Origin of the sequence: Dermacoccus sp. BD5, from assembly GCF_044878485.1 — a bacterium.
GTDB classification, from domain to species: Bacteria; Actinomycetota; Actinomycetes; order Actinomycetales; family Dermatophilaceae; genus Dermacoccus; species Dermacoccus nishinomiyaensis.
In genome coordinates this window covers 255,136-267,824 of sequence record NZ_JANJER010000002.1, presented here as the reverse complement: position 1 = coordinate 267,824, position 12,689 = coordinate 255,136, and the positions used below count along the sequence as shown (strand labels likewise).

12 protein-coding genes are annotated in these 12,689 nt (G+C 69.0%); 8 read left to right on the top strand and 4 right to left on the bottom strand.

Annotation, left to right across the window (positions count from 1 at the left end):
• Positions 1–135: 135 nt before the first annotated feature.
• Together NQ706_RS02850 and NQ706_RS02845 are read right to left on the bottom strand one after the other, a co-directional pair.
• Positions 136–1,182: a lysylphosphatidylglycerol synthase transmembrane domain-containing protein gene (locus NQ706_RS02850; RefSeq protein WP_235181938.1), complete on the bottom strand. Its 1,047-nt coding sequence runs from the start codon at positions 1,180–1,182 to the stop codon at positions 136–138.
• Between the two features lie 95 nt (positions 1,183–1,277).
• Entirely contained in the window at positions 1,278–2,147 is an 870-nt protein-coding gene (locus NQ706_RS02845) for a PIG-L deacetylase family protein (RefSeq protein ID WP_051806076.1), read from the bottom strand.
• A 24-nt stretch (positions 2,148–2,171) separates the two neighbouring features.
• On the opposite strand from NQ706_RS02845, the gene NQ706_RS02840 reads away from it, so the two are divergent.
• Positions 2,172–3,290, top strand: a complete 1,119-nt coding sequence (locus tag NQ706_RS02840) for a glycosyltransferase family 4 protein (protein ID WP_038569097.1) — start codon at positions 2,172–2,174, stop codon at positions 3,288–3,290.
• Positions 3,287–4,000: an NUDIX hydrolase gene (locus NQ706_RS02835; RefSeq protein ID WP_051806074.1), complete on the top strand. Its 714-nt coding sequence runs from the start codon at positions 3,287–3,289 to the stop codon at positions 3,998–4,000. Before NQ706_RS02840 ends, NQ706_RS02835 begins: the two co-directional genes overlap by 4 nt.
• A 125-nt stretch (positions 4,001–4,125) precedes the next feature.
• Here NQ706_RS02835 and NQ706_RS02830 read toward each other — a convergent pair whose 3' ends face one another.
• Together NQ706_RS02830 and NQ706_RS02825 are read right to left on the bottom strand one after the other, a co-directional pair.
• Positions 4,126–4,473: a hypothetical protein gene (locus tag NQ706_RS02830; RefSeq protein ID WP_006945590.1), complete on the bottom strand. Its 348-nt coding sequence runs from the start codon at positions 4,471–4,473 to the stop codon at positions 4,126–4,128.
• 87 nt (positions 4,474–4,560) lie between these two features.
• On the bottom strand, positions 4,561–5,199 hold the full coding sequence (locus tag NQ706_RS02825; RefSeq protein WP_038569096.1) for a DedA family protein: 639 nt from the start codon (positions 5,197–5,199) through the stop codon (positions 4,561–4,563).
• A 133-nt stretch (positions 5,200–5,332) separates the two neighbouring features.
• Between NQ706_RS02825 and pcrA the strand changes: the two genes are divergently transcribed.
• From pcrA to NQ706_RS02795, 6 genes are all read left to right on the top strand, one after another.
• Positions 5,333–8,029 (top strand): DNA helicase PcrA, encoded by a 2,697-nt coding sequence (pcrA, locus tag NQ706_RS02820; RefSeq protein WP_038569094.1) that lies wholly within the window; start codon positions 5,333–5,335, stop codon positions 8,027–8,029.
• An 82-nt stretch (positions 8,030–8,111) separates the two neighbouring features.
• Entirely contained in the window at positions 8,112–8,579 is a 468-nt protein-coding gene (locus tag NQ706_RS02815; RefSeq protein WP_006945578.1) for a cobalamin B12-binding domain-containing protein, read from the top strand.
• A gap of 93 nt (positions 8,580–8,672) precedes the next feature.
• On the top strand, positions 8,673–9,857 hold the full coding sequence (gene sucC / locus NQ706_RS02810; RefSeq protein ID WP_038569092.1) for an ADP-forming succinate--CoA ligase subunit beta: 1,185 nt from the start codon (positions 8,673–8,675) through the stop codon (positions 9,855–9,857).
• A gap of 16 nt (positions 9,858–9,873) precedes the next feature.
• Positions 9,874–10,773 (top strand): succinate--CoA ligase subunit alpha, encoded by a 900-nt coding sequence (gene sucD / locus NQ706_RS02805; protein ID WP_038569090.1) that lies wholly within the window; start codon positions 9,874–9,876, stop codon positions 10,771–10,773.
• A 218-nt stretch (positions 10,774–10,991) separates the two neighbouring features.
• Entirely contained in the window at positions 10,992–11,684 is a 693-nt protein-coding gene (locus tag NQ706_RS02800; protein ID WP_038569088.1) for a DUF4352 domain-containing protein, read from the top strand.
• Positions 11,685–11,742: 58 nt separating this feature from the next.
• Positions 11,743–12,417: a DUF4352 domain-containing protein gene (locus tag NQ706_RS02795; RefSeq protein WP_038569086.1), complete on the top strand. Its 675-nt coding sequence runs from the start codon at positions 11,743–11,745 to the stop codon at positions 12,415–12,417.
• The last annotated feature ends 272 nt before the right edge of the window (positions 12,418–12,689 follow it).

The following is a 12,689-nucleotide window of genomic DNA, read 5'->3' as shown; positions in this document are numbered from 1 at the left end:
GTGGACGAACATCGCCGATGGGGACAAGAATCGCGAAGGCGACTGAAAATCACAGATGTGGACGAAAATCGCAGGTGGGGGCGGGGCCCCTGACCCAACCGCGATTTTCGTCCACATTCGCGATTCTTGGTCATATCAGGTCGGCGATGACGACCTGGGCGACGTCGCGGCGTCGAGGACGGGTTGCTTCGGCATGAGCCACCACGCCAGCCAGCCCAGTGCGCCAAGAGGCACCTCGAGCAGGTGTGTGAACAAGGCGAAGACGAGGACGCCCGCAGCTGCGGCGGGTTTGTCAGCGCCCCAGGCGACGAGGACGGCGAGGGTGCCGGCCTCCGTCACGCCGAGGCCGCCCGGCGTCACGCCGACGGTCGTCAGCAGGCGCCCGACGGCGTATGCCGCGAACAACTTGCTCAGAGGCATGTCGACGCCGACCGCCTCCATCGTCCGCCAGAACAGCACGAAGTAGACGGCGAGGTACCCGACGACGCCCACCGTCATCGGCGCCCACCCGTGCGCCGTCACGCCCGCCAGACGGCGTCGTTGATCGACGAGCGTGGCCTCGATCTCGAAACCGGGCCGGCGACGTCGCACACGTCCACCGACGCGGCGATCGAGCCACGCGCCGAACCGCTGCGTCAGACCGGGGGAGAGCAGCACGCCGACGAACGCGGCGATGATGACGAGCCCGACGATTCCGCCGGTCAGCGCGCCGCGACGCACTCCCTTCGGCAGGGCGTCCGTCGAGCTGAGCAGCGCGACGCCGAGCAGCGGCATCGCGAGGCGCGCCACGAGGTTCCACACGCCGGTGACGATGACCGACGTCGAGATCGCTGCGGCCTGAAACCCCCAGGAGCGCAGCATCAGGTAGGTCGCGGCGACGCCGGCCGCGCCACCGCCGGGCAGGAGGTTGCCGGCCGCGGACCCTGCGACGTTGACGATGAGCGCCTTGACGTGCCCCAGCCCGGGTATGGAGCCGGTCAGCGCGAAGGTGTAGAGCCACAGCCCGAACGCGACGAGCGCGAACAGTTCGAGGCTGCTCGCCCACCCGAGCAGTTGCAGATGTCGCCCGATCTCGGGCCAGGTCGTCTCGCCGAACCACGGCACGCCCCAGTACAGGATCGCCGCGGCCAGGCCGATGCCGATGACGGCCTGCGCGCTCTGCCACGCGTTGGGACGCGGCATCGCGGGCGACAGAGGTGAATCCTCGGAACGGGATCCATGGCCGGACGAGGCGTCGGGCGAGGTGCTCCCGGGCTGACGGGACGACGAGGGCGAACTCACTCGGCGCGGTCCTCGTGCTCGGTCAGCCCCGCGAAGATGTCGTGGCTGACGGGGCCGACGTGGGCGGGGTCGCGGAACCATTCGCGTCCGAAGACGATGTCGTACAGCGGCCGCGGGATGCGCAGGAACGCGGCGAGGGTGCGGTCGGCGTCACCGTCAGCACTTGCCTGTGACGCGTGCGCCGCCATTGACGCTCGCTTCGCGCCCGCTTGACGGAGGACGTTGACGCGATGAGTGATGTCCTTGCGGGCCGAGTAGGCGCGTTCGAAGCCGGCCATGTCGAAGTCGTCGGGGAAACGGTAGAAACGCGCCACGAGGTGCAGCGCGCGCACGAGCAGGTCGCGGGGCGCCGTCGCCTCGAGTACGCGCGGCGTGCCCGCCAGCTCAGCCGCGCGCGCGCCGACCTCATGGACGCGCACGTGGTCGCGGTGTCCGTAGCCGCCGGCGGCGTCGTAGGTGACCAGGACGTCGGCGTCCTCCTCGCGCAGGATGACGGCGAGCGCCTCGGCTGCTTCCTCGACGGGCACCGTGACGAAGCGCCGCTTGCCCGGCGGGTCGGGAAACACCTGCGGGCCCATGCCCGAATCGGCGTAGCCGAGCGTCTCGAGCCGGGCGACGCCGAGCCCGCGGGCACTAGCCGATACTTCGTCCCAACGTCGCGCCGCGAGCTCGTCAGCCGTGCCGTATTCCGACCCGGCGAGGCCGAGCGCGCCGTCCGTCGCCACGACGAGGACGACGCGATGCCCCTGCGCCGCGGCCTTCGCCATCGTGCCGGAGGTGAGCAGCGCCTCGTCGTCGGGGTGGGCATGGAATGCGACGAGGGTGCGTCGCGGCTGGCCGTCTGGGGTGGTGATCATCGTCTTCATCCTCTCGCATGAAAGACTCGTGCCGTGAAGATCGCCCTCGTGTCCGACTGCTATCTGCCGCGTCTGGGCGGCATCGAGGTGCAGGTGCACGACCTCGCGCAGCGCCTGGTGGCGCAGGGGCACGAGGTCGTTGCGTACACCGTCACCCCGGCTCACCGTGAGCAGCACAGCGGCCTCGAGATAGTCGACGGCATCCCGGTGCATCGGTTTTCGCTCGGGTTGCCGCACGATGTCGCGCTCAATCCGATGGCCGTCTCGCAGCTTCGCCTGGCGCTGTCGAAAGGCGGTTTCGACGTCGTCCACGCGCACATCGGCGTCATCAGCGTGTTCTCCTTCGACGCCGTCCGCCTCGCCCTCGATCTGGGCCTGCCGACGGCGGTGACGTGGCACTCCGTCATGGCGTGGGCCGGTCCGCTGCTCAAGCCGCTCGGTTTCGTACGGCGCTGGGCCAAGGGCGGCGCTGCGTTGTCGGCGGTCTCGCAGGTCGCGGCGCGCCCGATCCGCGACATGGCCGGCCGCGGCCACGAGGTCGTCGTGCTGCCGAACGGCATCGACGCCGACGCGTGGACGCCCGGCGAGCCGCGCACGGGCGACGAGGTGCGTGTCATCTCGGCGATGCGGCTGGCCACGCGCAAGCGTCCGCTCGAGTTCTTCTCGGTGATGAAGGCGGTGCACCGCGAGGCACCGAACGTCCGGCTCGAGATCGCGGGGGAGGGCGACCTGCGCCCGAAGCTCGTGCGCGCCGTCGACCTCGCCGACGCCCACGAGTGGGTCTCCTTGCCAGGACGCATGACGCGCGCGCAACTGCACGACCGCTACCGCGCCTCAGACCTGTACGTCGCGCCGGCGCGGCTCGAGTCGTTCGGCATCGCGGCGCTCGAGGCGCGCTCGTCAGGGCTGCCCGTCGTCGCGCCGTCGACGAGCGGCGTCTCGGAGTTCGTCACCTCGGGCGTCAACGGGCTGCTCGCGGGAGATGACGACGACCTCGCGCAGGCCATCATCCGCCTCGCGCTCGACACCGACCTGCGCCGGACGATGGCCGAGTACAACCGCACGCATCGCCCGGCGCAGACGTGGGATCAGGTCGTCCGTCTCGCCGAGGCCGAGTACGCACGGGCCGCGGCACTGCGAGCGGCGCGATGAAGGGCGACGGCGTCCCCGACATCCCGATCTTCGTGCGGGGTCTGGAGGACGGTCGCGAGGTGCTGCGTGCCCGGTTGGCGCAGGGCATCGCGCCGCGGCGTCAGGTGCGCGACGCGGGGTTCAAACCGGTCGCCCTACGCACGGCGACACTTGCGCATGACGGCGTCGAGCTGACGTTCGAGGTCGCGCGCATGCATGCGGCTCATCATCGCCTCGCGGGTGTCGCGCGCGCCGCCGGCCCGGTCGATCTGGTGCGCCAACGCCTGGCTGCGTACGCGGTCGTGACGAGCGAGAGGGGCGTGCTGCTGACGCAGCTGTCGCGCGAGACGGGGCGTCCGGGGCTGTGGATCCTGCCCGGGGGCGGGGTCGAGGCCGGCGAGGCGCCCGAGGCGGCCGCCGCGCGCGAGGTCTGGGAGGAGGCCGGGCAGCGCATCAGCGACGCGCGGTTGTGGGACGTCTCGTCCTCGCACCGCGTCGGCGATGGCAGGGAGGGGATGGTCGAGGACTTCCACGCCGTCCGCCTCATCTACTCGGCCCGCTGCGACGAGCCCAGCGAACCCACCGTCCACGACGTCGGGGGCTCGACGCAGCACGCGGCGTGGTTCGCGGCGGCCGACGTGGTCGACCCCACCTCCGACGGCTACCCGAGCGGCGGCATGGCTCCCTGGGCGCTCGAATCGGTGCGGCAGGTGCTCGGCTCCTCAGGTTGACGCCGAGCCATCCACGAGCCGAGCCCGGCGACCGGATGCGTCGACGGGGCGTGGCCAGCGACGACGAAGCGGGTGCGTCGACGCCTCATGCGTCGTCGCACCCGCTCGTCATGCGGGGTGGTCGGTCAGTGCCAGAAGATCGCGACGATGACGTTGATGACGGCGAGCGCGGCGGCTGCCTGGACGAGCGGCGCGGCGCTGTCGCCCTTCTTCTCCTTCGACGAGGAGACTTCGAGCAGACCTGCGACGATGAGGGCGATGACGAGCTTCACCGCGACCCACGTGTGGTCGAGCGACCAGTGCTGCGACTCGGCGACGCCGACCATCGCGAGCCCGCTGAGCAGCTGCAGGCGCGCGCCCCACACCATCGCGGGGATCGCGCGCGGCGCCTTGAGGACAGCGAGGAAGCCACCGACGATGGCGGCCATGCCGAGCAGGTGGACGAGCAGGAGGATTTCGTTGAGCGTGGACATGCCACAAGGGTAGGCGTTCGCCGCTCCAGCCATGCTCGGGTGAGCGTCCGTCAGCTCACCGCGCGCGGATCGGCGGGGTTGACCTCTTCACCGGCGGCGCTCGCGTTCGGCGTACTCGGCGACGTTGGCGCTGATGCGCTTGCGAGCGACGGTCGACAGGACGATGCCAAACACGATCGCCACGCCGAGCCCAATGTAGGAGAAGTTCTTCATCCACTTCTCGGCGATCTTGCCGAGGAAGTGGACGCCGTAGGCGGTGCCGCCGGCCCAGCAGATGGCGCCGAGCACGTTGGCGGCCAGGAAGCGCGCATACTTCATGTGCAGCGAGCCGGCGAGCGGGCCGGCGAAGATGCGCAGCAGCGCGACGAAGCGTCCGAAGAACACCGCCCAGATGCCGTGGGTGTGGAAGGCGTGCTTGGCGTACCCGATCGTCTCGTCGTTGACGTGATGGGGGAAGCGTGTGCCGAGCCACGCGAACAGGCGCTCACCGAAGTGTCGACCGACGTAGTAGCCGATCGAGTCGCCGATGACGGCGCCGAGGATGGCGGCCAGTGCGACGAGGTGGATGCTGACGTGCGGGTGCGGCCCTGAGGCGAACAGCGACGCGGTGACGAGCATGATCTCGCCGGGTAGGGGGATGCCGACGCTCTCGAGCAGGATGATGAGACCGGTCAGCACGTAGACGGCCGGGGCCGGAATCGCATCGAGAATCGCGTGAAAATCCACGCCCCAAGAGTAGGCGACGAAGCCGCCCGCGCCCGCCGCCTCGAGCCTGATCCCCGCAGCCGCCCTCGGCCGCGCGGCCGCCGCGCTCGTCGCCTGCGCGGTTGTCGGTTCTCACTTCTAGACTGGCCTCATCATGAGTGGCCTCTTCGACGACCTTCCGCTGACCGCTGCCGACGCCTCCCGTCCCTCCTCCAGGAGCGGTACCGACGCGTGGCCGTCGCGTACCCCGAGCACGGAGGCTCCCGCCGGGGCCGCCGCAGTCGATCCGGGGGCGGTCGACGCGTCCGGCATCCCGTTGTGGGCCCTGCAGGAACCGCCGCCCGACGAGGCCCCCGCCGACGCCGGCACATGGGGCGACGACGCGCCGATGCTGGGTCGCGGATCGCACTGGGGTCGCCCCGATTCGGGCCGCGGCACGCGACGTTTCGAGGCCGATCCTGCGAGCCTGCTCGAGGGCATGAACCCGCAGCAGGCGCAGGCCGTCGAGCACTTCGGGACGCCGTTGCTCATCGTCGCGGGCGCCGGTTCGGGCAAGACGCGCGTGCTGACGCACCGCATCGCCTACCTGATGGCGGCGCGTGGCGCACAGCCCGGCCAGATCCTCGCGATCACCTTCACGAACAAGGCGGCCGCCGAGATGCGTGAGCGCGTCGAGCAGCTCGTCGGGGGTGCGGCGAACGCGATGTGGGTGAGCACGTTCCACTCCGCGTGCGTGCGCATCCTGCGCCGTGAAGCCAAGCACGTGGGGTTGCGCTCGACGTTCTCGATCTACGACGCGGCCGACAGTCAGCGCCTCATGGCGATGGTGACGCGCGATCTCGACCTCGATCCGAAGCGCTACCCGCCGAAGTCGTTCAGTTTCCAGGTGAGCAACCTGAAGAACGAGCTGATCGACGCCGAGGAGGCCGCGAAGCGCGCCGAGACGGATCAGGAGCGCAAGGTCGCCGAGGCCTACCGTCTCTACCAGCAGCGCCTGCGTCAGGCGAACGCGCTCGACTTCGACGACATCATCATGACGACCGTCACCATCCTGCAGGCGTTCCCGCAGGTGGCCGAGCACTACCGGCGCCGCTTCCGGCACATCCTCGTCGACGAATACCAGGACACGAACCACGCGCAGTACGTTCTCGTGCGCGAGCTCGCCGGCGGTGAGCACGCCTCGGGCGGCATGGCGAGCCAGGACGCCGAGGGCGATTCGCGCGCCACGAGCGCGGTACCCATGGCCGACCTGTGCGTCGTCGGTGACGCCGATCAGTCGATCTACGCCTTCCGTGGGGCGACGATCCGCAACATCGTCGAGTTCGAGGAGGACTACCCGAACGCGACGACGATCCTGCTCGAGCAGAACTACCGTTCGACGCAGAACATCCTCGGCGCGGCGAACTCCGTCATCGAGCGCAACCCGGAGCGTCGCAAGAAGAACCTGTGGTCCGATCAGGGCGACGGCGAGAAGATCGTCGGGTACGTCGCCGATTCCGAGCATGACGAGGCCGCGTTCGTCGCGCGCACGATCGACAAGCTCGGCGACGATCACGGCGTCAAGCCCAAGGACGTCGCGGTGTTCTACCGGACGAACGCGCAATCGCGCGCGCTCGAAGAGGTGTTCGTCCGTGTCGGCCTGCCGTACAAGGTCGTCGGTGGCACGCGGTTCTACGAGCGCAAGGAGATCAAGGACGCGCTCGCATACCTGCGCGTCATCTCGAACCCGGCCGACACCGTCAACCTGCGCCGCATCCTCAACACGCCGAAGCGCGGCATCGGTGACCGCGCCGAGGCATGCCTCGGCGCGCTCGCGGAGCGGGAGCGCATCTCGTTCATCGAGGCGCTCGCGCGGGCCGACGAGGCGCCGGGCATCGCGACGCGGTCGGTGAGCGCCGTCAAGGGCTTCACCGAGATCCTCGAGAGCCTGCGGCAGACGCGCGAGTCCGGTAGCGGCGTCGGCCCCCTCATCGAGGCGATCCTCGAGCGCACGGGGTATCTGAAGGAGCTGCGCACGAGCAAGGATCCTCAGGACGAGACGCGCATCGAGAACCTCGCCGAGCTCGTCGCCGTCGCCAACGAGTTCGACGACAACTACCCGGGCGCGACGCTCGAGGACTTCCTCGAGCAGGTCTCCCTCGTGGCCGACGCGGACGAGATACCGAAGGACGCCGAGGATCAGGGCGTCGTCACCCTCATGACGTTGCACACCGCGAAGGGCCTCGAGTTTCCGGTCGTATTCCTCACCGGCATGGAGGACGGCACCTTCCCACACATGCGCGCTCTCGGCGACACGAAGGAGCTCGAGGAGGAGCGGCGCCTCGCCTACGTCGGCATCACCCGGGCGCGCGAGCGCCTGCACCTGTCACGCGCTGCCGTGCGCAGCGCATGGGGTGCGCCGCAGTACAACCCGCCGTCGCGCTTCCTCGGCGAGATCCCGGAGGAGTTCGTCCACTGGGAGCGCGAGGCCACGGCGTTCGCGTCGTCCCAGCCGCGCGGGTACGCCGCGTTCGGCGGCGGGGGCGGTTCGCGCTACGGCTCGGGTGGCAGCAGGCACGACGATGACGGCCCCGTCATCGGGCGCGGCTCCGCGCCGGTGGCGCGGATGTCGTCGAGCGGTCGCAGCTCCGGGGCCGGTTCGTTCTCGACCACGAAGAGCTCCGCCGTCGGCCGCGGCATGCGCGAGATCCCGAACCTCGACGCCGGCGACAAGGTGACGCACGACAGCTTCGGCCTCGGCACCGTCGTGCGCGTCGAGGGTCAGGGCGACCGAGCGATGGCTCACATCGACTTCGGCGACGGCCCACCCAAGCGCCTGCTCCTGCGCTACGCGCCCGTCACGAAGCTGTGACACGCATGAGTTGAGGATCATCAACTGAGCTGAGGGTGTGGCGGGCGTTACAGTGCGAGTAACCGCCCGAGAGGATTGAGTCATGGTCCAGCACGCGCCTGCCACGAACGCCACCCCTACGAATGCTGCCACGAACGGCTCCGATCGACTCCGCGTCGTCGTCGCGAAGCCGGGCCTCGACGGCCACGACCGTGGTGCGAAGGTCATCGCGCGGGCGTTGCGCGACGCCGGCATGGAGGTCATCTACACGGGCCTGCACCAGACGCCGGAGCAGATCGTCACGGCTGCGGTGCAGGAGGACGCCGACGCGATCGGCCTGTCGATCCTGTCCGGTTCGCACATGACGCAGTTCGAGCGCCTGATGACGTTGCTGCGCGAGCAGGGCATCGACGACGTCGTCGTCTTCGGTGGCGGAATCATCCCCGAGGGCGACATCAAGCCGCTGCTCGACATGGGTGTCGCGCGCATCTTCACGCCCGGTGCGCCGACGCACGAGGTCGTCGCGTGGGTGCGCGAGAACGTCGGGGACGCGGCGTCCGCACACGCCTGAGAGCACCGGCGCGAACCCCTGGTTACCCCCGCGCGGCAAAGCGCGTTAAAGTCACAAGAGGAACACTCCTTTCAACGATGAGGATGGATTCGCGTGGATCTCTTCGAGTACCAGGCGCGCGACATGTTCGAGGCGCACGGCGTTCCGGTGCTGGCCGGCCAGACGGCCACCACCCCGGAAGAAGCCAAGGCAGCCGCCGAGCAGATCGGTGCGAAGTCGGGCGGTGTCACCGTCGTCAAGGCCCAGGTCAAGACCGGTGGTCGCGGCAAGGCCGGCGGCGTCAAGGTAGCCAAGTCGGCTGACGAGGCCGAGCAGTACGCCAAGGACATCCTGGGCATGGACATCAAGGGCCACACCGTGGGCACCGTGATGATCGCCCAGGGCGCCAAGATCGCCGAGGAGTACTACTTCTCGATCCTGCTCGACCGAGCGAACCGCAGCTACCTCGCGATGTGCTCGAAGGAGGGCGGCGTCGAGATCGAGCAGCTCGCCGTCGAGCGTCCCGAGGCACTCGCGCGCATCGAGGTCGACCCGAACGTCGGCATCGACGGCGCGAAGGCCGACGAGATCGTCAAGGCCGCCGGCTTCGACGACGAGACGGCCGCAAAGGTCGCTCCCGTGCTCGTCAAGCTGTGGGAGACCTACCGTGACGAGGACGCGACGCTCGTGGAGGTGAACCCGCTCGTCAAGACCGAGGACGGCGACATCATCGCGCTCGACGGCAAGGTGACGCTCGACGCGAACGCCGGCTTCCGTCACCCCGACCACGAGGCTCTCGAGGACAAGGCCGCGGCCGACCCGCTGGAGGCCAAGGCCAAGGCGCTCGACCTCAACTACGTGAAGCTCGACGGCAACGTCGGCATCATCGGCAACGGTGCCGGCCTCGTCATGAGCACGCTCGACGTCGTCGCCTACGCCGGCGAGGACTTCACCGGCGGCAAGGCCAAGCCCGCCAACTTCCTCGACATCGGTGGCGGCGCCTCGGCCGAGGTCATGGCCAACGGTCTCGACGTCATCCTGAACGACGAGCAGGTCAAGAGCGTCTTCGTCAACGTCTTCGGTGGCATCACGGCGTGCGACGCCGTCGCCAACGGCATCGTCGGCGCCCTGAAGAAGCTCGGCGACGCGGCGACGAAGCCGCTCGTCGTGCGCCTCGACGGCAACAACGTCGAAGAGGGCCGTGCGATCCTCTCCGACTTCAACCACCCGCTCGTGACGGTCGTGGACACCATGGACGGCGCAGCCCGCAAGGCTGCCGAGCTGGCCGCGGCCAACTGAAAGGGATCTGACTTCCATGTCGATTTTTCTCAACGCTGACTCCAAGGTCATCGTTCAGGGCATGACCGGCTCCGAGGGCATGAAGCACACGGCGCGCATGCTCGCCTCGGGCACGAACGTCGTCGGTGGCGTCAACCCGAAGAAGGCCGGCCAGACGGTTGACTTCGATGTCAACGGCGAGACCAAGCAGGTTCCGGTCTTCGGCTCCGTCAAGGACGCCATGACCGAGACGGGCGCCAACGTCTCCGTGATCTTCGTGCCGCCGGCCTTCGCCAAGAGCGCCGCGGTCGAGGCCATCGAGGCCGAGATGCCGCTCGCCGTCGTCATCACCGAGGGCATCCCGGTGAAGGACTCGGCCGAGTTCTACAACCTGAGCAAGGGTTCGAAGACGCGCCTGCTCGGCCCGAACTGCCCGGGCATCATCAGCCCCGGTGAGTCGAATGCCGGCATCATCCCGGCGAACATCGCCGGCAAGGGCCGCATCGGCCTGGTGTCGAAGTCGGGCACGCTGACGTACCAGATGATGTACGAACTGCGTGACTTCGGTTTCTCGACGGCCATCGGCATCGGCGGCGACCCGGTCATCGGCACGACGCACATCGATGCGCTCGAGGCGTTCCAGAACGACCCCGACACCGACGCGATCGTCATGATCGGTGAGATCGGCGGCGACGCCGAGGAGCGCGCTGCGGCGTACATCAAGGAGAACGTGACGAAGCCGGTCGTCGGTTACGTCGCGGGCTTCACCGCTCCCGAGGGCAAGACGATGGGCCACGCCGGCGCCATCGTCTCCGGTTCCGCGGGCACGGCTGCCGCGAAGAAGGAGGCCCTCGAGGCCGCCGGCGTCAAGGTCGGCAAGACGCCGTCCGAGACGGCCGCTCTCATGACGGAGATCATGAACAACCTCAGCAAGTGAGGCGGATTCACCGAACGTCGCTTCGGTGATCTCGACGAACGCCCCCGCATCGGCTCGCGCTGGTGCGGGGGCGTTCGTCGTGTCGCCGAGGTGCCGACGACATGGCCGCGAGAAGTCGGCGCACGGATGGAACCAGTAATGATGCAGCGGCGTCCCAGTGACGGTTAAGTTATGAATGATGACGCGGGCGAGAGTCCGTCGACCTGGGAGGGATCGTCATGGACTTGAAGCAAGGGTTCGGTCTCGTCGGAGCTGTGGGCGTGACGTTGTCGGTGGGTGCGTGCACGAGCGTCGACGGTTCGTCGCCGGCGGCGAGCGCGTCTGCGCCGCCGAGTGCCGCCGTGTCGTCGAACGCGGCCGCGCAGACTCCGAGCGCGCCGACGTCTGCGCCCGCGCCCGAGTCGTCGTCGGCGCCCGCCACGTCCGCTGGTGCCGCGTCGAGCGAGGCGGCCGCGTCGTCCGTGCCGACGTCCGATCCGCTCGGCTCCGGCCAGCAGGGGCTCGTCACCACGAAGGTCGGTGCGGAGGCGAAGACCTCGAAGTTGTCGGTGAAGGTGACCAAGGTCGTCGACCCGGTGCCGGTCGGCGATTCTGCGGTCTTCAAGCCGGGGGCCGGCAAGAAGTGGGCGGCCGTGTCGATCACGGTGACGAACGTCGGCGGCGCACCGATCAACTTCAGCCCGTCGATGTGCATCGACGCCAAGACGACGACGAACGGGTCGGCGTCGGCGTCACTGTTCGCCGATTACGGTTCGCCGATGGATTCGTCCACCCTGCACGAGGGTGACACCGCGAGCGGGGACGTGACGTTCGAGCTGCCGAAGGACCAGAAGCTCAAGTCCGTCGACGTGCGATGCTCCCTCGACTTCGCCGGGGATCAGCGCACCATCCGCGTCGACCTCGCCCACTGACCACTTCACCCTCAGCCCGGGCCCGCCGCGGCTCGGACGCACCGAAAGGAACACCCAGATGAAGACCACCGCACGCACGATGGGCCTGGCCCTGCTGGCCGGCACGATGCCGCTTGGCATGAGCGCCTGCACCCAGGTCGAGGGCGGCGCGTCCCAAGCCACGTCGGCCGCGAACAGCGCGGCGCCGTCCGTGGCCTCGGCTGCGGGCGAGGCCACCTCGGCGGCCCCGAGCGCCACGTCGCCGGCCTCCACGCCCGATCAGAGCTCGAGCGCGGCTGCACCGACGACGAGCGAGTCCCCGTCCTCCGACACCGGTACGGGCGACTCGGGAGACGCGTCGGGCCCCAAGACCGGCAAGGTCGGTGAAGAGGTCAAGACGAAGGAGATGTCGGCCAAGGTCAACAAGATCGCCGACCCGATCACCCCCGAGAACGACTTCGACAAGCCGGGCAACGGCAACCACTTCGTCGCCGTCAACATCACGATGACGAACCTCGGCGACAAGAATCTCAACGCCGGCACGACGTGTCTCAAGGTGAAGCTCGACGACAACACGTCCGCGCGCGAAGACTTCGCCTCGTACGGGCAGCGTCTCGACTACGGCACCCTCTACAAGGGCGACACGACGACGGGTGACGTCGTCTACAAGGTGCCGAACGGCAAGAAGATCAAGACGATCGACGTCAAGTGCGGTTACGGCGACGAGCAGGCCATCCGCATCCAGGCCAAGTGACGTTAGCGTTCCGTCAGGTCTGAGCGCTCTCGACGGCCCACGGCTTCGACCCGTGCGGCCGAGGCTCGCGCCTCTCGCTGATCCCGCCACCTGCTCCAGGTGGCGGGATCAGTCGTTCCTGCGGCGAGCCTCGAGCATCGGCCCAGCGCGGCCTGAGAGGATGGCCGGGCCATGAGTGATCGTCGCCCCCGCAGTTCCTCGTCCGCCTCGTCTCCGGCGAACAAACGCCCTCGACCGCAGCGCCCGCAGCGTGCGGGCGGCAGTTCACCCGC

Bases quoted from the DNA above. Each gene is read 5' to 3' on its own strand.
- NQ706_RS02850 (WP_235181938.1), bottom strand. From the start codon at position 1,182: ATGCCGCGTCCCAACGCGTGGCAGAGCGCGCAGGCCGTCATCGGCATC.
- NQ706_RS02845 (WP_051806076.1), bottom strand. From the start codon at position 2,147: ATGAAGACGATGATCACCACCCCAGACGGCCAGCCGCGACGCACCCTC.
- NQ706_RS02835 (WP_051806074.1), top strand. From the start codon at position 3,287: ATGAAGGGCGACGGCGTCCCCGACATCCCGATCTTCGTGCGGGGTCTG.
- NQ706_RS02830 (WP_006945590.1), bottom strand. From the start codon at position 4,473: ATGTCCACGCTCAACGAAATCCTCCTGCTCGTCCACCTGCTCGGCATG.
- pcrA (WP_038569094.1), top strand. From the start codon at position 5,333: ATGAGTGGCCTCTTCGACGACCTTCCGCTGACCGCTGCCGACGCCTCC.
- NQ706_RS02815 (WP_006945578.1), top strand. From the start codon at position 8,112: ATGGTCCAGCACGCGCCTGCCACGAACGCCACCCCTACGAATGCTGCC.
- sucD (WP_038569090.1), top strand. From the start codon at position 9,874: ATGTCGATTTTTCTCAACGCTGACTCCAAGGTCATCGTTCAGGGCATG.
- NQ706_RS02800 (WP_038569088.1), top strand. From the start codon at position 10,992: ATGGACTTGAAGCAAGGGTTCGGTCTCGTCGGAGCTGTGGGCGTGACG.
- NQ706_RS02795 (WP_038569086.1), top strand. From the start codon at position 11,743: ATGAAGACCACCGCACGCACGATGGGCCTGGCCCTGCTGGCCGGCACG.